The sequence below is a fragment of the Pseudoalteromonas sp. 4NS20-0020 genome (genome assembly GCF_057554385.1).
The window spans coordinates 58,959-82,949 of the sequence record NZ_BAAJMI010000005.1; the positions used below are offsets into that span (position 1 = coordinate 58,959).

19 protein-coding genes and 1 riboswitch are annotated in these 23,991 nt (G+C 40.1%); of the genes, 11 read left to right on the top strand and 8 right to left on the bottom strand.

What is annotated here, in order from left to right; translation table 11 throughout:
• Window positions 1-8: 8 nt before the first annotated feature.
• Window positions 9-911 carry a ketopantoate reductase family protein gene (locus AC27JL_RS13505; RefSeq protein WP_487195825.1) on the bottom strand — a complete coding sequence of 301 codons (903 nt, stop codon included), beginning with the start codon at window positions 909-911 and terminating at the stop codon, window positions 9-11.
• A complete protein-coding gene (locus AC27JL_RS13510; RefSeq protein WP_006791537.1) occupies window positions 904-1,254 on the bottom strand; it encodes a VanZ family protein in 351 nt (116 codons plus the stop codon). Before AC27JL_RS13510 ends, AC27JL_RS13505 begins: the two co-directional genes overlap by 8 nt.
• A gap of 152 nt (window positions 1,255-1,406) precedes the next feature.
• On the opposite strand from AC27JL_RS13510, the gene AC27JL_RS13515 reads away from it, so the two are divergent.
• Complete coding sequence (locus AC27JL_RS13515; RefSeq protein ID WP_006791536.1) at window positions 1,407-1,889, top strand: YajQ family cyclic di-GMP-binding protein; 483 nt, start codon at window positions 1,407-1,409, stop codon at window positions 1,887-1,889.
• 176 nt (window positions 1,890-2,065) lie between these two features.
• Window positions 2,066-2,229, top strand: a riboswitch (cobalamin riboswitch).
• A 33-nt stretch (window positions 2,230-2,262) separates the two neighbouring features.
• Entirely contained in the window at window positions 2,263-4,089 is a 1,827-nt protein-coding gene (locus tag AC27JL_RS13520; RefSeq protein WP_487195826.1) for a TonB-dependent receptor domain-containing protein, read from the top strand.
• A gap of 45 nt (window positions 4,090-4,134) precedes the next feature.
• On the opposite strand, the gene msrA is transcribed toward AC27JL_RS13520, so the two are convergent.
• The 3 genes from msrA to AC27JL_RS13535 all read right to left on the bottom strand — a co-directional run bounded on the left by msrA (window position 4,135) and on the right by AC27JL_RS13535 (window position 8,908).
• Window positions 4,135-4,671, bottom strand: coding sequence for a peptide-methionine (S)-S-oxide reductase MsrA (gene msrA, locus AC27JL_RS13525; RefSeq protein ID WP_010556971.1), 537 nt, complete (start codon window positions 4,669-4,671; stop codon window positions 4,135-4,137).
• 82 nt (window positions 4,672-4,753) lie between these two features.
• Window positions 4,754-7,852 carry an efflux RND transporter permease subunit gene (locus AC27JL_RS13530; RefSeq protein WP_006791532.1) on the bottom strand — a complete coding sequence of 1,033 codons (3,099 nt, stop codon included), beginning with the start codon at window positions 7,850-7,852 and terminating at the stop codon, window positions 4,754-4,756.
• Between the two features lie 3 nt (window positions 7,853-7,855).
• A complete protein-coding gene (locus AC27JL_RS13535; RefSeq protein ID WP_006791531.1) occupies window positions 7,856-8,908 on the bottom strand; it encodes an efflux RND transporter periplasmic adaptor subunit in 1,053 nt (350 codons plus the stop codon).
• A 247-nt stretch (window positions 8,909-9,155) separates the two neighbouring features.
• Here AC27JL_RS13535 and AC27JL_RS13540 point away from each other — a divergent pair, with 247 nt between their 5' ends.
• From AC27JL_RS13540 to AC27JL_RS13565, 6 genes are all read left to right on the top strand, one after another.
• Complete coding sequence (locus tag AC27JL_RS13540; RefSeq protein WP_487195827.1) at window positions 9,156-9,863, top strand: DUF2982 domain-containing protein; 708 nt, start codon at window positions 9,156-9,158, stop codon at window positions 9,861-9,863.
• 22 nt (window positions 9,864-9,885) lie between these two features.
• On the top strand, window positions 9,886-10,218 hold the full coding sequence (locus AC27JL_RS13545; RefSeq protein ID WP_039037724.1) for a hypothetical protein: 333 nt from the start codon (window positions 9,886-9,888) through the stop codon (window positions 10,216-10,218).
• A gap of 67 nt (window positions 10,219-10,285) precedes the next feature.
• The gene (locus AC27JL_RS13550; RefSeq protein ID WP_487195828.1) at window positions 10,286-11,941 is read left to right on the top strand and encodes an Lcl C-terminal domain-containing protein; all 1,656 of its coding nucleotides are present in this window, start codon (window positions 10,286-10,288) and stop codon (window positions 11,939-11,941) included.
• Between the two features lie 9 nt (window positions 11,942-11,950).
• Window positions 11,951-12,466 carry an Lcl C-terminal domain-containing protein gene (locus tag AC27JL_RS13555; protein ID WP_006791527.1) on the top strand — a complete coding sequence of 172 codons (516 nt, stop codon included), beginning with the start codon at window positions 11,951-11,953 and terminating at the stop codon, window positions 12,464-12,466.
• A gap of 173 nt (window positions 12,467-12,639) precedes the next feature.
• On the top strand, window positions 12,640-13,557 hold the full coding sequence (locus AC27JL_RS13560; protein ID WP_010556976.1) for an ExeA family protein: 918 nt from the start codon (window positions 12,640-12,642) through the stop codon (window positions 13,555-13,557).
• Window positions 13,558-13,568: 11 nt separating this feature from the next.
• Complete coding sequence (locus AC27JL_RS13565) at window positions 13,569-14,591, top strand: general secretion pathway protein GspB (RefSeq protein ID WP_203986300.1); 1,023 nt, start codon at window positions 13,569-13,571, stop codon at window positions 14,589-14,591.
• A 46-nt stretch (window positions 14,592-14,637) separates the two neighbouring features.
• Here the strand turns inward: AC27JL_RS13565 and AC27JL_RS13570 are convergent, their stop codons facing one another.
• Together AC27JL_RS13570 and putA are read right to left on the bottom strand one after the other, a co-directional pair.
• Window positions 14,638-15,831: a cyclic di-GMP phosphodiesterase gene (locus AC27JL_RS13570; protein ID WP_487195829.1), complete on the bottom strand. Its 1,194-nt coding sequence runs from the start codon at window positions 15,829-15,831 to the stop codon at window positions 14,638-14,640.
• Window positions 15,832-15,949: 118 nt separating this feature from the next.
• On the bottom strand, window positions 15,950-19,753 hold the full coding sequence (gene putA / locus AC27JL_RS13575; protein ID WP_487195830.1) for a bifunctional proline dehydrogenase/L-glutamate gamma-semialdehyde dehydrogenase PutA: 3,804 nt from the start codon (window positions 19,751-19,753) through the stop codon (window positions 15,950-15,952).
• A 168-nt stretch (window positions 19,754-19,921) separates the two neighbouring features.
• Between putA and AC27JL_RS13580 the strand changes: the two genes are divergently transcribed.
• From AC27JL_RS13580 to AC27JL_RS13590, 3 genes are all read left to right on the top strand, one after another.
• Window positions 19,922-20,404: a winged helix-turn-helix transcriptional regulator gene (locus AC27JL_RS13580; protein ID WP_033035753.1), complete on the top strand. Its 483-nt coding sequence runs from the start codon at window positions 19,922-19,924 to the stop codon at window positions 20,402-20,404.
• Between the two features lie 257 nt (window positions 20,405-20,661).
• Window positions 20,662-22,014: a magnesium transporter gene (locus AC27JL_RS13585; RefSeq protein WP_058430165.1), complete on the top strand. Its 1,353-nt coding sequence runs from the start codon at window positions 20,662-20,664 to the stop codon at window positions 22,012-22,014.
• Window positions 22,015-22,035: 21 nt separating this feature from the next.
• Window positions 22,036-23,103 carry a DUF21 domain-containing protein gene (locus tag AC27JL_RS13590; protein ID WP_487195831.1) on the top strand — a complete coding sequence of 356 codons (1,068 nt, stop codon included), beginning with the start codon at window positions 22,036-22,038 and terminating at the stop codon, window positions 23,101-23,103.
• 109 nt (window positions 23,104-23,212) lie between these two features.
• Here the strand turns inward: AC27JL_RS13590 and AC27JL_RS13595 are convergent, their stop codons facing one another.
• On the bottom strand, window positions 23,213-23,821 hold the full coding sequence (locus tag AC27JL_RS13595) for a TIGR04211 family SH3 domain-containing protein (protein WP_276753186.1): 609 nt from the start codon (window positions 23,819-23,821) through the stop codon (window positions 23,213-23,215).
• Between the last annotated feature and the right edge of the window lie 170 nt (window positions 23,822-23,991).

Genomic DNA, 23,991 nt, shown 5'->3' on the forward strand with positions numbered 1-23,991 from the left:
AGCGTGGTTTAAACCACGCTTTTTTTTGCCTGAATTTTAGCAAGTAACTCATTATTAGCTGGGGTTTTAATGTTGTACCGTTTGCCTTGCTCGCTAATATACCCACAAATAGCCATTATTTCTGTTGGCCTGTTATTAGCAATATCTTGCTGCATTGAAGAATAATTTTCAGCGGTAAGCGCCATTACGGTGTAAGCGTTATTTAACGCATCAGCTAAAGCAATATTCAACCCTTTTGCGTTAGCAACCCTGCAGCCCTCATAGAGTAAACTCATTATCGTTGCGCTAAATACAGGGGCACGCAATTGGCCGTTTTTTATATTGTGAAGTGCAGTTAGTGGGTTAATAGCCACATTAACCAACAGCTTTTCAAAGCGAAGTTGCTCAATGTTATTGACCACTTTTAAATTGGGAACTGCTTGAAGTAGTGGTGATACAAATTGTGAGTTTTTAGCTGCAAGTTTATTACAGCCACCAATCACGCTTTGCCCTTCACCGGTATGTTGCACAATGTACTGGGTAGACTTAAATCCGGCCATGCTGGTGGTTAAAAAGTATAGTGCTTGCTGAGTGTTCAGCTGAGGAATAAGCTCTTCAATATTTCCCATTCCATTATGAGAAACGACTAATATTGAATTTGCAGCAAGATAAGGTTTTACTTGTGAAAACGCATCTTGGACCTGAAAAGCTTTAACTGTAAAAATAACAACATCATAACTAGGTTGTTGCGCCAGATCGCTTAAATTAATAAAGCGTGCATTAATGTTATGTGACGGGGCATTTTTACGGCTATAAAAACGCGTATTGCAGGTTGGTTTGCGTGTTAAAACATGAACATTATTTTTGTGACTTAAAAAGTGGCTTAGTAACAAGCCAATAGCGCCATCGCCTACAATTAAAATATTAGTCATAGGGATTCTTTTTTCGAGGTGTAAAAATAACTCTTAGTAAAAAGTAACTAGCAGCACCAGCAAAATCAGCTATAAAATCGCCAATAGAGGCCTGCCTGTAAGGGAGCGCGTCTTGCATTATTTCAATTGATGCGCCGTAACCGGCCAATAACAAAATTTGTGCGTATAAGGGAAGCTTAAACGCTTTATCCATAATAATGGCAAGCACAAAAAAAATCCCAAAATGGGCTACTTTATCAATGTGTGGAAATAGGTTAGCTGCGCCTTTTATTTCTTTGGCAAATAAAAAAGTAAACGCTACGATGCTGAGTAAAAAAACAGCTTGGTAAACACGCCTTGTCACGTAAAATCCTAGAGTCGCTTAAAAAAGAAGCTTAAGTATATCAAACTAAATTAGTATCGCACCTGAACAAGATGCAGAAAAATGTAAAGATTTATAATTTTAGCGTTATAATTGCGCCATAAAATTAAGATTGAATAGTTAGGAGAAAACCAATGCCTTCATTTGATATTGTATCTGAAGTAGAAATGAACGAAGCACAAAATGCGGTAGATAATGCAAACCGTGAACTTGAGACTCGCTTTGACTTTAGAGGTGTTGATGCATCTATTGAGCTAAACGACAAAACAATTAAGCTAAAAGCTGAAGCTGATTCACAGGTTATGCAATTGTTTGATATTTTAGCGGGTAAAGTTTCTAAGCGTGGTATGGATGTAGCGAGCTTAGAGTTACAAGATATTAGCCGTGCAGGTAAAAATGTTTTTCGTAACGTTGCGCTAAAGCAAGGTATTGAAAAAGATGTGGCTAAAAAAGTAGTAAAAGCCATTAAAGATTCTAAAGTAAAAGTGCAAGCGGCTATTCAAGGCGAGGAAGTACGCGTAACGGGTAAAAAGCGTGATGACTTACAGGCTGCTATGCAAGTGGTGCGCACTGCCGATTTGGGTCAGCCTTTTCAGTTTAAAAACTTCCGCGATTAATTATAAAAGCCTTTTGGGCGCTTTATAAATAAAAAGCCAAATAGCCGCGCAGGTTATTTGGCTTTTTTTATGAACGCTACATAGTTTTTGTTTTTAATTGATTTTCTTTTTAGCTGTATAGACGTCCGTTGACATTTTTTATTAAACTCCTCACAATAGCGGCCTATTTTCAAGGTGCTTATTAATCTTTTCAATGGTTTGATTTTTTTAATAAGATAATCGGGAAGTTGGTGCGTTTTCATGATGACTACAATCCCAACACTGCCCCCGCAACGGTAAAGTAATACATAAAGCTATGTATTTACTGAGTCCGGAGACCGGCCTTGATGTAATCTTACTTAGTTCTTTGCGGTGGGCAAAGAAGGGGAACTTCATGTTAAAAAAAACAACTCTTGGCGTTGCAATTACTGCTGCGCTGTCACTATCTGTATCTGCTGCAGAGCAATCAATCGAAACTATTACGGTAACCGCTAATAAGTTTGAACAATCAATTACTAATGTATTAGCGAGTGTAAATGTTATAACTCGTAATGACATTGAAACCAGTAATGTTCGCGACTTACCAACGCTACTAACCACTCAAGTTGGGTTTCAGGTCAACCCTAACGGCGGTTTTGGTCAAAATGCCGGTGTTTCATTGCGCGGTACAGGGTCAGGTGATACGCTCATTTTAATAGACGGTGTACGCACCGGTTCGGCAACGCTTGGTCAAAAAGCATTAAGTAATGTGCCATTAAATAGTATTGAACGCATAGAAATAATTAAAGGTTCACGTGCAGCTATTTATGGCTCTGATGCGTTAGCAGGTGTTATTAATATTATTACTCGGGAGTCAGATAACCTTTCGGTCAGTGCTACGTTTGGATCTGACGCGTACCAAGACTACCAGATTGCTGGTTCTGTAAAAGAAGGCGATGTAACAACGGCTTTTAATGCAGGGTTTGAAAAGACGGACAACTTTGATGTACTTCAGGGCGCAGCACCCGATGAAGACGGTTTTGAAAATAAAAACCTTGGCTTTAAAGTAAACTATACCGACACACATTCCGGTAACTTTAAGTTACTAGGGCAATACAGCGAAGGCTTTGCTGATTACGACAGCCGCTTTAGTCCTGCCGATAGTACGATTGAGCGAGGGGATTTTAAAAATTACCAGCTTTCGGCTGGTTGGAATAAAGACTATAAAAATCAAACTCACAGCCTTGATATAGCATTTGCAACGGATGACTCAGACAATCGTTATGTTGATTTTTCTCAAGGGCCAACAACAAGTACGTTTGTTACTAAGCGCTCACAAATTGACTACAACGGCCAATACCGCTTAAACGACACGTTAAACATTAGTGGTGGTATTAATTGGTACAATGATGACGTATCACAAAGCTCAACCACGTTTGAAGTGCAAGAGCGCGATGTATTAGCTGTATTTGTTGGCGCATATTACGATGCGGATGAGTTGCTTGCCAATTTAACTGTTCGTCAAGATGACGATGAGCAATTTGGTAATAAAACAACGTACACAGCGGCAGCTGGCTATCACTTATCTGAAGACGCAACTTTCAGAATAAGCCAAAGCACAGGCTTTAAAGCGCCAACATTTAATGATTTGTACTTTCCTCTTTACGGCAATGCCAATCTTCAACCTGAAACGTCAGTGAATCGTGAGCTTGGCTTAAACGTCGACTTTGATACTGCACGTGTCGATGTCGCTATTTTTAGAAATGAAATTGAAGATAAAATTGATTATGACGCTAATTTTGCACTCACCAATATTAATGAAGCCCAATATGAAGGTGTTGAATTTAGTTTAGCCAATCAAATTTTGGGTTTTGATAGTAATGTGAATTTTGCTTACCTAAGTGCCGAGGATAAAGAAACAGGCGAATCGCTTAGAAACGTTGCCAAACGAACCTTTAATTGGGAGCTTGCAAAACAGTTTGGTGCATTTGATACAAGCATAGCAATGCAATATCGCGGTGAGCGAGCAGGGGCGGTTTCGCAATTGGGTTCGTATACGCTTTGGAATTTAGCGGGCAATTACCAAGTCAATGATGAAATTACGGTGTCGCTTCGTATAGAAAACGTATTCGATAAGGAATACAACGCAGTTGATTCTAACGCTGACTTTACAACAGGGCAGGTGTATTACTACAACACGCCAGAGCGCCGCTTTTTTGCTGGCATAGATTACCAGTTTTAAATAATCTAAATAAAAAGCCCGGTTTTACCGGGCTTTTTTGTGTTTTTACTCAGCTAAAAACTCTTTAAATACGGTTTCAAACTTATGTAATTTTGGTGCGATTAACATACTGCAATAACCCTGTTGTGGGTTTTCGTTGTAGTAATCTTGATGATAGTGCTCAGCAGGGTAGTAAGTTGTCACCGGGCTGACTTCGGTAACAATAGGCTCACTAACATGGGTTTGTAGCTGTTCAATCATAGTGTTAGTAAGCGCAAGTTGTTCGTCATTATGGTAATAAACAACACTTCGGTATTGTGTGCCAATATCGTTACCTTGGCGATTTAATTGCGTAGCATCGTGCAAAGTAAAAAACATAGCGAGCAATGTTTCAAAGCTTACAATGGTGCTATCAAATTCAACTTTTACTACTTCGGCATGGCCCGTTGTACCACTGCATACTGATTTGTATGTTGGATTGTCAGTATTGCCACCGGTATAACCCGAGCTTACATCAGACACGCCATTTACACGCCTAAATGCTGCGTCAATACACCAAAAACAGCCACCACCAAAGGTTGCTACTTGCGTTGTTGAACTCATAATTATTCCTAATATTTGACAAAGGTCACGCAAAGCATAAAGCTTAGCGCCATAACAACAAGGTTACGACGCGTTAGCTTGCTTAGATCTCTTCAAGCGGTTTTTCGGCTGCTTGTTTATTAAGTTTTTGTTGTAAATATTCAGGTGATTGTGTGTTACGAGCAAGCGCATAATACGCTGCTGGCACAACAAATAAAGTAAGTAGCGTTGAAACAATAACCCCGGTAAATACCACAACACCAATTACCATACGGCTTTCAGCGCCAGGGCCTGATGCTAATACCAATGGCACTGAGCTCATAACCGTTGTTAGCGATGTCATTATTATTGGGCGTAAACGTTGTGTAGCCGCTTGTAATATTGCTTCGCTAAATTCTACACCTTTGTCGCGTAATTGGTTGGTAAATTCAACAATGAGTATCCCGTTTTTAGCGCTTAATCCTATGAGCATAACAATACCAATTTGGCTGTAAATATTAAGCGTCAGTCCGGTAGACCAAAGGCCAAACATCGCGCCCATTAAACCAAGGGGGACCGTTAGCATAATTACAAATGGGTGCATAAAGCTTTCAAATTGCGCTGCCAATACCAAAAAGGTGACTGTTAGCGCTAATACAAATACGTAGGTCATTGCTGATGCGCCTTCGTAATAAAGCTGAGATTCACCTTTGTAGTCTATTGCGCCGTCAATGTCGTTTTCTTCTGCGGCAACATTGTTTAAAAAGTTAAGTGCTTGTTCGAGTGTGTAACCATCGGCTAAGTTTGCGCTTAAGGTTATTGAGCGCATACGGTTGTAACGGTTTAAGCGTGAGGCCGTTGCCTCTTCTTTTAAGCTGATTAAGCTGTCTAGCGGAACAAGCTCACCACTGCGTGATTTAAGGTATATATTTGAAATATCGGTCGGGTTATTAAAGTCTTCTTTTGTACCTTTCAAAATGACATCGTATTCTTCACCTCTATCTATAAAGGTTGTCACACGACGCTGACCCAGCATGGTTTCGAGTGTACGACCAACATCAGACACAGACACTCCTAAATCGGCCGCTTTATTTTTATCAATGCTTACTAAAAACTGTGGGAATGTTTCTTTGTAATCGTGATCGATTCTAACAAGGCCTGGGTTTTGTTCTGCACGTTTGATAATGCGGTCACGCCAATCGGCAAGCTGAGCATAATCATTACCTTGTAGAACAAATTCAATAGGGCGAGATGAACCGCCACCGCCAATACCTCTGCGCATAATAGCAAACGCACGTACATCGGTGACTTCGCGCATTTTGCCACTAATTTCATCCATTACCTCCCATGTAGAGCGCTTGCGTTTGTCCCAATCAGCCATACCAACAATAGCAACACCGCCACTACCGCCCCAGCCAGGAACACGAACAAGCACACGGCTTAGCTCGCCAGACTCAGAGTAAGGCATAAGGCGCTCTTCAATTTTTGCCATATTGGCGGCATTATTTTCGTAGCTAGCACCCTCAGGCCCGCTCATCATAATGAAAAAGGTGCCGCGGTCTTCTTTAGGTGTTAGCTCTGATGGCACTTGCAGTAACAGTGAATAACTAACAAAACCCGCTAAAACTAAGCTGACTAACAAACCCCATTTTTTGGTCATATTTGTTGAAAGTGAATTACGGTAACTGCGCTCTAATTTAGTAAACTGGCGGTCCATCCATTGGCTGAATTTATTTGGCTTGTCGGCGCTTTTTAGAACTTTTGAACACAATGCTGGTGCAAGCGTAAGCGCGGTCACACTTGAGAAAAAAACCGCTGCGCTTACAGCCATTGCAAATTCGGTGAATAACGCGCCTATCCGGCCATCCATAAATACTAAAGGAACAAACACCGAAATAAGCACAAGTGTAGTTGCTACAATTGCAAAGCCAACTTCTCGTGCGCCTCTATACGCTGCAAGTAATGGTGGCTCGCCAAGCTCTATGCGGCGGTGAATGTTTTCAAGCATTACAATAGCGTCATCAACAACTAAACCAATGGCAAGTACTAACGCAAGTAGTGTTAGCAAGTTGATTGAATACCCCATAGCGAGCAAAAACATAAAGCTACCTACCAAAGCTACCGGTACGGTAACAGCGGGAATAAGCGTTGCACGAATGTTGCCTAAAAACAAAAATATCACTAAAACAACTAAGCCCATTGAAATGGCAAGCGTGCTATATACTTCGCTAATCGATTCTTTAATGAATACAGACGAGTCGTAACTGTCTTGAATTGTTGTGCCTTCAGGTAGGTTTCGTTTGATTTTTTCAAGCTCACTTCGTGCGTTGTCTACCACGGTTAATGTGTTTGCTTTAGCTTGTTTTACAATACCCAGGCCAATCATGTTGCGGCCGTTACCACGGAACAAACTTTCGTCGTCGGCGGCCTCTAGTTGAACATCGGCTACTTCGCCAAGGCGAACTAAATAGCCATCTTCACCGCGTTTAATAACTAAATTTTTAAAGTCGCGCTGATCTTTGTAGCTTCGGGCCGTACGTACCGTAAAGTCGCGATCAATTGATTCAATTTCACCAGCAGGTAACTCAACATTTTCTGTGCGCAGAGTGTTTTCTATGTCGCTTGAAGTTATGCCGCGCGCAGCCATTGCTTGGCGGTTTAACCAAATTTTCATAGCGTATTGACGCTCGCCGCCAATTCGCACATTAGATACGCCATCCACAACGGCTAAGCGGTCAACAATAAAGCGCTGTGCATAATCAGAAAGCTGTAATGAGTCCATGGTTTCACTATTAAGTACAAACCATGCAATAGGGCTTTCATCACTGTTTGATTTAGATACCTCAGGCGGACGAACTTGCTCAGGTAGGCTGTCGAGTGCACGTGCAACACGTTCACGTACATCGTTAGATGCTGCATCTATATCGCGGCTAATATTAAATTCAATAGTAATGTTTGAGCGACCATTACGGCTCGACGAATTAATACTTTTAATACCCTCAATACCCGATATACGGTTTTCGATAACTTGGGTTATTTTAGTTTCGATTATCTCCGCTGATGCCCCTGTATATGAGGTGCTAATATTTACAATCGGAGTTTCAATGTCAGGGTATTCGCGTAGCGGTAACATGCTAAATGCTACTAAACCAAAGGTTAGTAGCAATAAGTTAATTACAATCGCAAAAACGGGGCGTTTAACGCTAGTGTCGGTAATTTTCACGTATTACCCCTTAACGCTAACTTTACTGCCCGAGCGAATTTTAATCAGCCCTTCAGTAATAATTTGCTGGCCATCGGTTAAGCCTTCATCAATAGCTACCCAACCGTTATTTCTGCTTGCAACATGTACTTCTATTTTGTTGGCTACGCCATCTGTAATTTTAAACACATAGTGTTTATCTTGCAGTGGTATAACGGCCTTTTCTGGCACCATAAGTGCTTGGCTTGTACTTAACTCAAGTGCGGTATTTAGCAGCATGCCTGGGCGTAATAAGCCAGACTTATTGGCAAAACTAGCGGTTACTTCAATGCTGCGTGTAACGGCGTCAATACGCGAACTAATATGCGTGACCTTGCCTGTAAATGTTTGGCCAGGGTAAGCGTCGTTTTGCGTTAATACTTTCATGCCAATGGCTAGCTGCGCTAAATATTTTTCAGGAACTTTAAAGTCTACTTTTATAATACTAATATCATCAAGGGTAGTGAGTATGGTTGCATTATTAACATAAGCGCCTACAGATATTTCGCGTTTTCCTAATAAACCTGAAAAAGGTGCGCGAATGGTCATTTCGCTTAACGTTGTTTTAGCACTTTCTAATTGTGACTTGGTTGCGTCTACAACAGATAACTGCTCTTCTAAAAGCGATTTAGCTGTAGACTGTGTACGTGAAAGTTCTGTAAGGCGGTTAAGCTGACGCTTTTCTTCTTGTAAATTGATACTGAGTTCTTCAACGGCCAATTCTTCTTGTCTGCTTTGCAGTTGCACAAGTTTTTGACCTTTACTCACTAAGTCGCCATCTTTGAAAAATATGTCGGTAACGTAGTCGTTTTGTGCGCTTTTGATATAAATAGCTTGATTTGCGCGTGCGCTACCAATTGCTTCTATCATTACAGCGTTTTCTTGCGAAGTTACTGTATGTGCAGAAACCTGTGTAGACATGTTAGAAAAATTAGCTTGTTCGCCATGGCTAGAGGGTAAGTATAAATAAACACTAAATATTAAAAGTAGTGTAATAATGAATGGAAAAAGAGCTTTGCCTGATTGTCTAGAGTACATCGTTTTCATACCTGAAAATTAATTATAAGTATTGTACGAAATAAGACCGGATAAAGTCTGTTATGTGTCTCATAATTTTGTGCGTTAAGCGTAAAAATAAGTAATATTAAATATGTGTACCGGTTTTTGTTTAATTAAAGCGATAAATATATGAATTTTAAAACATCTTGCAAGGCCTGTATGACAGCCAGGAAAGTGATTTTATGGGCTATTATTATGTTTATATTTTATATGGTTTTTTATCGATATGGATAAACATACTAAAAAGCGTATTAATTACCGTGCGAAAGGTGCACGCAATGGTATTGAAATATTAATAGTAGGCGCTATTGGCTTAGTATTTATTATGGCATTTAATTTACTAAGATCAGGCACTATTAGCATTGTTGAAATTTTTTTGGTCAGTGCCTGCCTTGGAGCTATTTTTGTGGGTTTTTTAAAAACCCAAGAACCTTATTACAGCTTAATTTTGAGCGAGTCTGCTATTGAATATAGGCATAAATATGGGGGCTGGTGTTTATCTTATAAAAACTTTCATTCTTGCGGTGTTCCAAAAGTAGAAAAAGGCTCAGAGCATTTAGAGCTAAACGCGATTGGGCTAAAGCTAAATGATATTGATGAGTTTTTAATGAGTATAACTCCTAGAATTGCGGGTAAATTACTTATAGAACAACGACATTTTTTTATGCAGGTTGTTCAAAATCATTGCAAAAATGGCAATTGCCCATCAGAATGGTTAGTAGAAGATACACAACATCGATCTGCGCGCGGAATTAGCTATAATGGTTTAATAGCAATGTTTGCAAACAGGACTAAGCACCTCAAGCTGCTAACAGGGTATGATTTATTACTACCTGCCAGTGTACTAGATACAGATATTTGGGCTTTTAGCGCTAATTTAAATAAGTGGAAGCGCGAGCCACATCAGTTTATAGCGTCGCAGCTTAAAGATTAAACTGCGACTGTAGGAAAAGACAATGAGCCAAGAAAGAGCCTTTTTAAAAAGTGGTCGTAATACCATAATACATAAAGACAAAAAACTTGATTTAGTGATTGTTAACGCTGAAAATCAGCCACGAATTAAAGTGACTCAAAACGGATTAGAGCCGTTTAAAGAGGAGCTACCAAAAAATAGACGCGACGCAAAAGACCGTTACCTAGAAATGGTATATATAAGCAGCGCTGAAGTATTTGGTGAAGAAAAACAGTTAGTATTTATTCAGTCGTTAGATGGTCGTGAATATAAAGTTGATTACAGCAAAGTTGGCACTAAATTGTTCGTTCGTATTCATCAAGACGCCTACATGTAAGCTTTAGTGGCACCTTTTTTGCTTGTGATTACCTCATGGTAATTATTTGACACACAAGGTGCTACGAATGAAAGCGTTAGCGTTAATCCCTCTTTTTTCCTGCATTTTTATTACAGCATGCGGCGGTGGCGGCGGTGGTGACAGTACCACAAATATTGAATCCTCTGTGAATGCTGGTCCGGACATACAAGTAATCGAAAAAATTGATTTTACAATTACCGCCCAAGGCTCACCTGCTGACGGTACATTTACGTGGCAGCAAGTAAGCGGGCCAAGTATAGACGGCTTTCCACTTGAAGGCGCAGAGCAAACACTTACGGCACCTGATGTTAAAGCAGACAGTGGAATTGTACTTAGGGTCAGCTATCAAAGCACTGGCAATAGCACAGTAAGTGACGACGTTTTAATTTCGGTTAGCTCTAATAATCAGCTCCCTATTGCTGTAATAACACAAACAGCACCAGATACACTCCCTTCTGTATACCAAGATACCATCATACTGAGCGGCGTTGATTCCAGTGATCCTGATGAAAATGGGATGGTGAATGGCTATTTTTGGGAACTTATATCAGGCCCTGACTTAGATATTTCCAGTTTTGATGATTCAACATTAAGCTTTACTCACCCTTTATTAGAAGCAAACACGACATTGCTTTGGCGTTTAACGGTTACAGACGATGAGGGTGGCGAAGCCAGTACTCAATTCACGATGAGCCTTAATAAAACCAATGAATTAGTTGCGGCAAATGCAGGGGATGATCAAAATGTTGAAGAATTTGATCAGGTAACATTAGATGCAAGCAATAGCGAAACAGTAACTGATACATATCAGTGTGAATGGCAACAATTAACTGGGAATGCCGAAACACTCAGCAATAGCCAACAGTGCGTATCTAGCTTTTTTGCCTCCGATGTGGACACCAACACCACGCTTAGCTTTGAAGTAACCGTTACCGATTCGAAAGGACGAACCGATACAGATACTGTGTTTATTGATATAACGCCAAAGGCGCTTGGTCTGATAAACGATAGTGGTATGGGAGAATGTTACAACAATACGCAGCGCATAAATTGTGGCAGTGATGACTTTCCTGAGCAAGACGCAGAGCTCGGTCGAGATAGCTTTGCTAACCGTATAGATAAAGCAGGCATTGGAAATCTCGCGTTTGATTATACAAAACTTAATCAGTTTGCCGATGAAGTTGATGACTCAAGTGAAGACTTTAGCTGTATTCGTGACAACGTCACAGGGCTTGTTTGGGAAGTTAAATCACCTTCGTCTGGTACCTTACCAAACACAACGTTACGGGATGCGCAAAACAGCTATTATTGGGACATTGGCGACACAACTACCGATGCAGACAGCACAGCAAATACAACATGCCCTAACGACACAAGCTGTGGCCTACAAACCTATATAAATGAAGTTAATGCTATCGATTTTTGTGGAGGAACAAATTGGCGGGTACCAACTTACACAGAGCTTTTGGGGTTAATAGATTATGGTAAACAAGGGCAAAGCGTTTTAATTGACTTAGCTTTCTTTCCAAATATGCCAGAAGCGGGTGCTATTGATAATGTTAATTTACCTTATTGGACATCTCAAACTGCAGCAGATGGCACCAGTTTATCGCAAGCTTATATTATTGATATGAGCAATGGTAATGACCTTGCCTATCCAAAAGAAAACAACGCGTATGTTCGTTTAGTCAGAAGCCGATAGGAGAGTGTTATGAAATTAAAATTATTAAATACGTTTATAGTTTTTGGCTTTAGTTTTAATGTAGCTGCGCAAACATGTTATGGCGGTGCTGACACAACAACCCCAACCGATAGGTTTACCGTTAATGCCGATGGTACAGTATCTGACACTGAAACTGGCCTAATGTGGCAGCGTTGTAGTTATTCTCAAACCTATAATACAGAAACATTACTGTGCGAAGGGTCTACGCCTGCAGTGACGTGGCAAGAAGCTTTACGAGGCGCGACTAACGATACAACTGCAAATTATGATGATTGGCAGGTGCCTAATATTAAAGAGCTAGCCAGTATTTTAGAGCACAGTTGTACAGAGCCAAGTATAAATGAGGTTGTTTTTTTAGGCACCAAATCTCAAAATTATTGGTCTAGCACATCGGGTGTAAGTAGTATGAGTTCGGCTTGGGTGTATCAGTTTGACAGTGGGCTAAATAGTTTACGCCCTAAAACCAGTGATGTTTATTTGCGCCTCGTTCGCTACGAAAAATAAAGACCAAATAAGTTTTATTAAAAAGCGTAGTTATTGGAGGTCACTTCTGTAGCTGCGCTTTTTTGTTTTTACATAAATTTACTTTATTTCAACAATAAAGCGCCCACAACGATGTTACTGTGCGCGTTTTTTTGCCATTATAGGCGGTGATTTAATTACGAAGGAACATCGCGGTGTATTTAAGCTATTTTGGCCTGAACGAAAAACCTTTTTCGATTTCGCCTAACCCTCATTATTTATTTTTAAGCGAGCGCCATAAAGAAGCCTTAGCACACTTAACCTATGGATTGGGTGAAGACGGTGGTTTTGTATTACTAACGGGCGAAGTAGGCACCGGAAAAACAACAATCACCCGCAGCATGCTAGAGCAATTACCTGAAAATACACAAGTAGCGATGATTCATAATCCTGCGCTATCAGAACTTGAGTTGTTGGCCAGTATTTGCGATGAATTGAAGATTAGTTATGATGCACAAAATGCGACGCTTAAAAGTTTAACCGATATAATAAAAAAACACTTAGAGAGTAATAATAAGGCGGGTGGCCATACTATTTTAATTATTGACGAGGCGCAGCTACTTGCCCCCAATGTGCTAGAGCAACTTCGTTTATTAACTAATATAGAAACCGACCACAAAAAGCTATTGCAAATCGTGCTTGTAGGTCAGCCAGAACTTCAAGATTTATTAAAACGTAATGAGTTAAGGCAGCTTGCTCAACGGATCACCGCGCGTTATCACTTATTACCTTTAACACAAGGCCAAACAGTGGCGTATATCAAGCACCGGTTACACATTGCTGGGTGCGATAAAGGATTGTTTTCGATGGATGCAATGCAGATGGTTCATAAAATGACAGGCGGTATACCTCGCTTGATGAACCTAGTGTGTGAACGAGCTTTAGTGGGTACTTTTTCGAAGCAGCAACTTGTTGTAGATGCTGAAATTGTTAAACAATCTGCGCAAGAATCACTACCTTCTGACTTTGTTGCAACAACGAATAAGCCTGAGCAGTCGCCATCGATTTTAATTTATTGCTTTGCTTTCGGCGCTTTGTTTGCCGCAGGTATTGGGCTTTCCTTTATTTTATAGTTAGGTGATTTATGTCTTATTTATTAGATGCATTAAAGCAATCTCAACAAGCTGATATGAGCGCCGAGCAATACGATTTACAGTCGGAGCAGTTAAAACAGCAACAAGCACTCGCTCGCTACCGGCGTATCGCCTTTGTTTTGGGTGGCAGCTTGGCGGCCTTTGTAACGGTGGCGGCCGGATTTACTTTTGGTAAATGGGTCCAATCACCTGGTTCTGTTGAACCCTCAAATGTAGTTAGCACTCAAAGTAATGAACAAGTAACGACTGAGTTACAGACAGCAGCATTACCTGCCACTGAACAAGCTGAGGTGAATGTAAAGCCTAAACCTGAAAAAGCGCCAAGCAACACCGCAACTATTGAAGGGCAGTTAGTGCACGTGCAAACACCCACGGGTATTCAGCAAATGTTGTTAACACCAACTGGGCAGTATATTCCAATGCCATCAACAGGTGCAGCTAGTGGCATCCAACAAACTTTTAATCAACCTTCGCTTGTAAATACGCAAAATTATAATCAGCCAAACCAAGGTCAACTTAATTCAAATACACAGTTAACTTATAACCAAGGCGGTTTTGAACAAACTCAAAGTACGTCGTCAGCAACTATTGATATGAGTAAATATAAAGTGTTGGGTAAGCCAATTAGTGGTGTAACGCAAGCTGAACCTAAAAGTGACCCTGAGCTTGATGCTGTGCCAACTACACTTAAAAATGCGTTTGCGCAGGCAGTGCAAGATGTCGATAAAAACCAAGATTATGAGGTAACTCAGGCCTCTAAATCGTCATCTCGGGTAGAGCCTGTAGAATTGTTACCAGATGGCCTACAAGCAATGCTACCTAGGATAAAGTATCAAGCACATATTTATTCATCAAGTGCAGATAAACGCTGGATAAAGCTAAATGGGCGAGAGCTTCACGAAGGTGATAGTATTGGTGCATTAATGGTAAAAGAAATTACACCTGAGCAAAGCGTAATAGATTTTGACGGTTACGAGTTTAGTTTAAAAGCCTTGCAGGATTGGCCAGAGTAACAAAAAGTATAAGCTCAATGAGTAACATTGAGCTTATTTTGACTATTTAAGGTAATACGGAGTTTTTGTAAAAACGCTCTAAATCAATGTTGAAATCGCCGGCTTTTACGGTTGTTTCGAGTGAGTCTTCAATTCGTTTGTTCGACAAATCAATATCGAGCACTTCTGTATAACGGCTGTGCTTTGCACTATAAAAGGTTTTAACAATCGGCTTTAATGGCATCGCGGGATTACTTTCTGTCACAAGCCCGACTTTTTGGCTTGAAAGCTTTACTAATGTGCCCACAGGGTGAATTCCAATACACTGAATAAACTTAGTTAGTAATTCGCCGTCAAAGCTATTTGGGCAGCCTTCTTTTAATATTTTAAATGCCTTAATGGGTTCCATGCCCGATTTATAAACTCGCTCTGCTGTTAGGGCGTCGTATACATCTACAATAGAAGCCATGCGAACATACTGGCTTATTTCATTTCCTTTTTTACCAAAAGGGTAACCAGTTCCGTCTATGCGTTCATGGTGCATGCCTGCAATATCTACAGCAATACCAGTTAAACCTGACTCTTCCAAAATTTGTTTAGAGTAAACCGCATGCTGCTTCATTATTTCAAATTCGGCTTCGGTTAAGCGCCCAGGCTTATTGAGGACTTCATCTGGCGTTTTTATTTTACCGATATCATGCAGCAGCGCACCTGTGGTGAGCTCTACAATAATGTCTTTTTCAATATCAAGGTGTTTTGCAAAAATACCCATTAAGATAGATACGTTTATAGAGTGCTCTAGTAAGTATGCATCTTTTTGGCGCATTTGCGTGAGGCAGGCTAGGGCGTCTTGGTTTCTAAAAACTGAATCCATAAAACCGCTAGCAAGCTCTTTAAATGGAGCAATATCAATGTTCAGGCCGGACTTTATATCTTTAAATGCTTTTATTTGCAGCGTTTTAGCTTCGTCATAAAGCTTTTTAGCTTTATTCATTTCTTGAGCTGCACTATGCGTTTTTTGCCAAGGATCGCGTTTTATTTTTGTGGCAGGTGTTTTGGTTTGTTCTTTTTCAGGCACTGTTTCGGTGAGTGTTTTATCTGGGTCAATTTCGACCTCTAAAATACCCGCCTTAATAAGCTTATCAATACTCGTTTGGGTTTTTACCCAGCCTTGGCTTTTTATTTTTACTCTGCCCGTTTGTTTTGTGACGCTTTGCACAAACATACCAGGGAGTAATTTAGAAACAGGGAGCTTTTTCAATTTAACTACTTAACTAATAAATCTATATTGAAAATAGCAAACTTTACGTACTTTAAATAGAAAAAAGGCACCAAAAGGTGCCTTTAATAAACATTATAAGTAATTAGTATTAGCTTAATTAATCATCATCTTCAACTAAGGTCATCAAGGATGTATTACCACCTGACGCCGTTGTATCTACACTAATTGTTTTTTCAGTAATAAGACGCTTGATTAATGTGTCGTAATACTCAGAACTGATCACAGGTAATATAGCGCCCTTACGTTGTGCAAGTTGCTGGCTGAAGTAACCTAAACGCGACGAACGCGCTGCAACAACTGCACCTGCTAAATGAGGGTGACCCAAAATAGCTTGTAACTGATTAGGTTTAGCTACCTGAAATACCCCTTCGGCAACACCTGTGGCAATAAACTTCTCTCTGAATGCTTCAGCTTCTTCGTAAAACATTTCAGAGGCAACTGTAATTACCGTATTACCCGCAGCTAATGCAGTGATAATAGATAACGCCCAAAAGTTAAAAGAGGTACTCTTATCCGCATAACAAACAACACAGCCGCGAGCTTCTAAGTGAAGCGTGTTAGACTCACCCGTTGGCCCAGGCAACGTTGTAAATTTACGCATATGCTTTTCAAGGCGGTTTAGCTGTGCGCGCGCATCGGCTAGCGTTAAAGCTAAATCGTCAGCAAGGTCATCAATAATTTCTACCGTAGCAATTTTGGCTAGTAGCTGACGAACAGCAGATACACGATCGTTTAGCGGGGTTGCTCGCCAAATTTTTTCATCGCGCATTGAATTAGCCATTAGCTTTTCTACTTGAGCATTTGCGCCACTGTAGTGGTGTAAATCAAGCTCATCTGGCGTTAGGTTTGTCATTTGTACGTTTTCTGGCGATGCTTTTTCTTTCACCAAACGTTGTAGATAGTTAGGGCCACCGGCTTTAGGACCCGTGCCCGATAGGCCTCGGCCACCAAAAGGTTGCACACCAACAATTGCGCCTATCATATTACGGTTTACGTAGACATTTCCCGCACGAGACATTTTAGCAAGATACTCGCAACGCTCTTCAATACGTGAATGCACACCCATTGTTAAGCCGTAACCTGTATTGTTTATTTGATCAATTACGTCATCAAGTTGATTCGCTTTAAAGCGAATAATATGAACACATGGACCAAATACTTCGCGCTTAAGTACAGAAAGGTCTTTTATTTCGTAAAGACGTGGTGCAAAGAAGTACGCACCATTTTCACTGTTGTCCGGAATTTTACATTCGTAATGAAGTGTTGCGTTGCCTTTTAAGTACTCAACATGTTCGGTTAAGTTTTTAAGTGCTTTTTCGTCTATTACTGGTCCTACATCGGTAGATAACAATGATGGATCGCCAATATGTAATTCAGCCAAAGCACCTTTAATCATTTCAATGATGCCGTCGGCTACGTCTTCTTGAATAAACAATACACGCAGTGCTGAACAGCGTTGACCAGCGCTTTGGAAACCAGAACTTATAACATCATCAACTACTTGCTCAGGCAGTGCTGTAGAGTCAACAATCATACAGTTTTGACCACCTGTTTCGGCGATTAATGGCACTTGTATGTCGTTTCGTGCTGCAAGCGTTTGAGAAATTAATGTGCCGGTTTCAGTTGAACCTGTAAACATAACCGCTTGAATACGCTCATCAGGAACAATTGTTTTACCCACTTCACTACCGCGTGCGATAACAGGTTGCACAACGTGCTCTGGTAAACCCACAGATAGCATTAGTTCAATTGTACGCAGTGCAATTAAGCTTGTTTGTTCAGCCGGTTTGGCAATAACAGTGTTACCCGTCACAATGGCAGCAGCCACTTGGCCTAAAAATATAGCAAGTGGGAAGTTCCATGGACTAATACACAGAATTACACCCCGTGCTTCAAAGCGCTCATCTTCTGAGAGCTCTTCGGCTCGTGCTGCGTAATAACGACAAAAGTCGACTGCTTCACGTACTTCGTCTATGCCATCTTGAGCTACTTTACCCGCTTCTTTGATACAAATAGCAACGAGCTCGTCGTGATGACGTTCTAAAATGTCAGCAATTCGACGTAATAAATTAGCGCGGTCTTTTACAGGGGTTTGCGACCATGACTCAAACGCTGCTTCTGCATTAGCAAGTAGTGTTTTCATCTCATCGCCACTTTGTAGTTTTACATGGCCGATGATTTCTTTATGGTTTGCTGGGTTTTTAACAGCAAGTGTTCCATCAGGAACTTGGCTTTGATCTATTAGGTGCTCGTTAAACCAGTTGTCTAGGTTTTCTTTAAACGGGGTAATCACGTTTATATCGGTTAAGTCCATGCCTTTAGAGTTAGCGCGTTCTTCGCCGTATAAATCAATTGGCATTTTAATTTGCGTATTGTATTTGTTGCGAAGCCCTTGCAGCGTTTCTACCGGATCTGGCAGCAGTGTTTCTACCGGTTTAGAGGTATCAACTATGGCATTTACAAACGATGAATTTGCACCATTTTCTAGTAAACGTCTAACAAGATAGGCCAATAGGTCTTCGTGTTGGCCAACGGGAGCGTATACACGACACTGAATTTTTTCTGCATTTACAATTTGGTCAAATAACGATTCACCCATCCCGTGTAAACGTTGGAATTCAAACCCTGTGTTATCGCCTTTAGCCACTTCTAGAATAGTTGCTGCAGTGTATGCATTGTGCGTTGCAAATTGTGGGTATAGCACATCACGTGCTTCTAGCATTTTAATTGCACATGCTTTATATGATACGTCGGTTGTCGCTTTTCGGGTAAATACAGGGTAGTGATCTAAACCATCTTGTTGTGTAGTTTTAATTTCAGTATCCCAATATGCGCCTTTAACTAAGCGCACCATTAGTTTACGACCTACACGCGTAGCAAGCTCTGTTAGCCACTCAATAACAAAAATCGCACGTTTTTGATACGCTTGAACAGCTAAGCCAAACCCTTGCCAGCCATCTAAATCTTTATCGCTAAATACGGCTTCGATAATATCCAGTGAAATATCTAAACGGTCAGCTTCTTCTGCATCAACGGTAAAACCAATGTCGTACTGTTTTGCAGCCAGAGCAAGCTCTTTTAGCTTAGGTACAATTTCAGCCATTACACGGTCTTTATGCGTAAATTCATAGCGCGGATGAATAGCCGAAAGCTTTACAGAAATACCTGGGCTTTTAATAGGACCACGGCCATTTGCCGCTTTACCAATTGAGTGGATGGCATTCATGTAGCTATCAAAGTAGCGTTTAGCATCTTTACTTGAGCGCGCGCCTTCACCCAACATATCGTAAGAATATACATAGCCTTTTTGCTCTGTGTCGGCAGCACGTTCAATTGCTTCGTTTATGGTACGACCCATAACGAATTGCTTACCCATAATTTTCATTGCAAAGTTTACAGACTTACGAATAACAGGCTCACCTAAACGACCAATGGTCTTTTTAAGCATACCAAACTGTTGGTCTTTGGTTTTATCTGTGTAGTTAACCATTTTACCAGTTACTAATAGGCCCCAAGATGATGCATTTACGAATAAAGAGTCGCTACTGCCTAAATGAGAGCTCCAATCACCTTTTGCTAACTTGTCGCGAATAAGGGCTTCTTGGGTTTCTTTGTCTGGTACACGAAGCAACGCTTCGGCTAAACACATCAACACTACGCCTTCTTCACTTGAAAGCGAGAATTCATTCAGTAGCGCATCTACACCGCCTTGACCATCTTGTTCTTTACGAATGTTTAAAACAATTTGGCGGGCTCTTTCCCAGGCACGGCTTCGTGCTTTAACGCCTACTTCTGCAAGCGGTAAAATATGATCGATAACCGCATTTTCGTCTATGCGGTAAAAGTCACGGATTTTTTGTCTTATAGGACAGTCAGTTGTTAAATCGCCGTTGAATAACATAAGCAACCCTTAGCAGTGTTAAGATTTAAAGTAAATTTAATTACCAATAAAATACCAGTGATATTGAGAGTGCATTCTAAATAAAATTCAGCAGAATATGCTGGTTAAATTTGTCGATTTACGATAATTTACAGGGCATAAATTTAACTTATCCGCATAAAATTCTGTATGACAAATCCAAATAGATTACGCATGCTAGATCGCATTGATTTAGCAATTTTAGACGTTTTGCAAAAAAACGGCAGAATTTCTAACGTTAACTTAGCAAAACAAGTTAATTTAAGCCCAAGCCCATGCCTTGATCGCGTAAAGCGATTAGAGCAAGAAGGCTATATTGAGGGTTATTATGCTAAATTAAGCGAAGCTAAGTTAAACCAAAGCTTAGTGGCTCATGTTCAAGTGTCGTTGGTTACCTCAAATACTGCTGTATTTAAAGTATTTAAAGAACACATATTAAAAATGGAACAAGTTGTAGAATGTGACATGGTTGCAGGCGGTTACGACTACTTATTAAAAATACGTGTATCTAACATGGAAGAGTACAGGCAAGTGTTGGGTGACTTAGTTGATATCCCCGGTGTAGGCACACACCATACTTATATGGTTATTGAAAAAGTAAAAAAAGACAAAGGGTTATTAATCGAAATTTAATCCCACCTATTTAAAGCATACAAAATAATGCTTGTATGCTTTAGTATTCATAGTTGCCCAACTTCTTTCCCTTTTGTTTTCTAATACCTTAATTTCATACTTTTAATTTATATAAAAATAAATAGTACTGCCTTTGTTTTGCCCATACAATGCGCAAAATAGCATGCACATCTTAATTAAAGTACCGTTTTTTCTGCAATTTTTAATTGAGAAGGTAAACTGTAAATAATGTGCTTTTTAATTTTAAGGTTTTTTTAATGATTGAGTATCCGGTAGATCAGCTTCCACAACTCATAAACGACTTACTGCAATGCGACACCACAGAACGTAAGAATAAACTGTTGATCGACGCACAAAGCACACTTTCTACAGAGCATCTATCTTTATTGTTTGAAGCAATACCCAAAGAGCAGCGACTCGAAATTTGGCAATTGCTTGACGAAGATACACAGCATGAAATTTTTGTAAATTTAAGCCCTGACAGTTGTTTATGGTTACTGCAAACACTTGATGACAGTGATGCATTTAAATTACTTGATGAAGTAAATGTAGAAGAGCTACTCGAATTAGAAGAAGTTATACCAGAGCGGTTTGTCGACTATGCAAAAAAGCAATTAGATGAAGCGCAAACCAAGCAGTACGATTTAGCACAGCAATACCCACCAGAACAATTAGGTCACTGGCTAGGTTTTGATATTTTAAAGGTGTCTGACAAGTTAACCGCTGGTGGTGCAAAAAAACTTTTATTCAAAGGTGTACCGCAATACAGCGAAGTTATTTATTTAGTGACCCGCAAAGGCAGTTTAATTGGTGAAGTGGCCATTAACGATGTTATTAAAGCACACGATAACGATAATTTAATGACACTAGCAAATCATGATTTTTCATCGTTGCATGCAGACGATGATTTATATGAAGCTGCTGAAGTCGTAATTCACTCTGAGCAAATGGCTATGCCGGTTGTAAATTCAGATAATAAATTATTAGGGCGATTAACAATTGCCTCTGCTTACGAACTTCGCCAAGAAATAACCGATGAAGCCACCGCAAAGGCGGGTGGTTTACGAGAGGACGAAGATTTATTTGCCAGTGTGCGAAAAAGTGCTAAAAACCGTGGTATTTGGCTAGGTATAAACTTGGCAACGGCATTTTTAGCATCGTGGTTTATTGGTTTATTTGGCGCCACTATAGAGCAAGTGGTTGCTTTAGCGGTGCTTATGCCGGTTGTAGCCTCAATGGGAGGAATTGCGGGTAGTCAAACATTAACCGTTATCGTGCGTGGTTTGGCTTTGGGGCAGGTGACTGATTCAAACCGCAATGCGTTACTTAAAAAAGAACTAAGAGTCGGGGCTGTTAACGGTTTAGTGTGGGCATTTGTAATTGGTTTACTCACCTACTTATGGTTTAACGATTTGATGTTAAGTGTAACGATTACAGTCGCTATTTTATTAAACTTAGTAGCGGCCTCGCTCGCGGGCGTTGTAATACCATCGATTTTAGACAAAATGAAAATAGATCCAGCGTTATCTGGCTCTGTTATTTTAACAACGGTTACCGACATTGTTGGGTTTGTGACCTTTTTAGGTTTAGGCAGTTTGTTGCTGCTATAAACTTTTTAACAGGAAAATAAAATGACGTTTGATGTCATGATTTGGTGTGCTATTGCTCTGTGCATTTCGCAATCGGCAATATTTTCGGGCTTGAACTTGGCGTTCTTTTCGTTAAGCCGATTACAGCTTGAAATGGAAAGTTCAAAAAGAAACGAAGCGGCAATTAAGGTTATGGCACTTCGTAACGACTCTAACTTTTTACTAGCAACCATTTTGTGGGGTAACGTGGGTATTAACGTTTTACTCACGTTGCTCTCTGATTCTGTATTAATGGGCGTTAGCTCGTTTTTATTCTCAACGATTGCGATTACGATAATCGGTGAGATAACACCTCAAGCTTATTTTTCTCGTAATGCATTAAAAATGGCGAGTATGCTTTCGCCATTAATAAAGTTTTATCAAGTTTTGTTTTATGTTGTTGCTAAACCAACGGCCTTGGTACTTGATGCATGGCTGGGCAAAGAAGGTATTACCTATTTTGCTGAAAGCGAGCTTAGAGGAATAATACGTAAACACATTGAGGCAGAAGAAGCTGATGTGCAACATGTTGAAGGTATTGGTGCACTTAACTTTTTTAGCTTAGACGAAATCAGTGTAACTAAAGAAGGGGAAATAATTGATCCAGATTCTATAATCTCTTTACCTACTAAACTTGATTTACCTATTTTTCCTGAACTGACATTATCAGCCGATAATGAGTTTTTACGTAAATTACACAAATCGGGCTATAACTGGGTAATTTTGACTAACAACGATGGGTGGCCGTTATTAGTGGTTGATGCAGATGGTTTTTTACGATCAGCATTATTTGAGCCAGATATTTTTGACCCTTACCATTTTTGCCACAGACCTATTATTGTAACGGATGAAACACTGCGTTTAAGTGAGGTTATTTTAAAAATACGCGCAAATCATTCGCTCGATAAATCGTTTGATGGTGCTATTGATCACGACGTTGTGCTGGTATGGGGTGATGAGAAGCGTATTATTACTGGTGCTGATATATTCGGTCGTTTATTAAAGGGAATGAATGCGCCAAAGTTAGAGATGAACGAAAATAAAGAAGTACAGCCGCTGGCAAAATCGTAAGTTAATCTATTTTTTTATAGTTAAGCCTATGCATAGCTCAATATTTGATATGCGAATAAAAAAGCCGCTAATAGCGGCTTTTTTATTGAACAACATTCATTCAATTAATTTATGCCCAGCCTTCGTAACGCTTACGGCGCGACAAAACAATGGTTAAAATAATTCCCAAAAACAACCCTAAAAATGCAATCGCACCGCCGTAGGTAAGTAGTTGTCGTTTTTCTTTTGAACTAGCGGCTTCTTTTTGCGTGCGCTCTTGCGCGAGTGTTGTTTGCAGGCTTGTAATTTGCGCTGATAATTGCAGGTTTTGATCGGTTAAGGTTTGATTTTGTTTTTGTAGCTGTGGCAGCTCTATTTGAGCAAGGCGTAAATTTTCCTGCATGGTGCTCATTTCGCTGCTTAAAGCTTGGTATTGCTGATGTAACCCAGGTGTAGTAGAGATAAATTTAGTTTCAATCCAACCTTCACGGTCTTTGTCGTCTTTTATTTTAATGAAGCCGTTTTCTTCGCTAGATAGTACGGTTATTTTTGTTCCCGCGTCTACAGAGCCTAGTAGTCGATAGTTCTTACTCGCCCCTGAACGCATAAATGTATACAAATTATCAATAACGTAAGCGGTATTTGCATCTGATGAGCTCGCTGTTTGTGCTTCATCTTGTGCGTAGCTTATAAACGTAGTGGCTGTTAAAAGTAGCCCGAATAAACAATGTTTTAGCATTTATCTACCTTGTTGTTCTTACTGAGTCCGTTGTGAACATGGTTTTTTAATTCACATATAATGCAAGATAGTAGGGATTTAGCCTTTTAAAAGCAAGGCTGATATTGTAACCCTGACATGATTAAAGCACTTAATAAGCCTAAAAAATTTGCATTGTTAGAGCGCTTTGT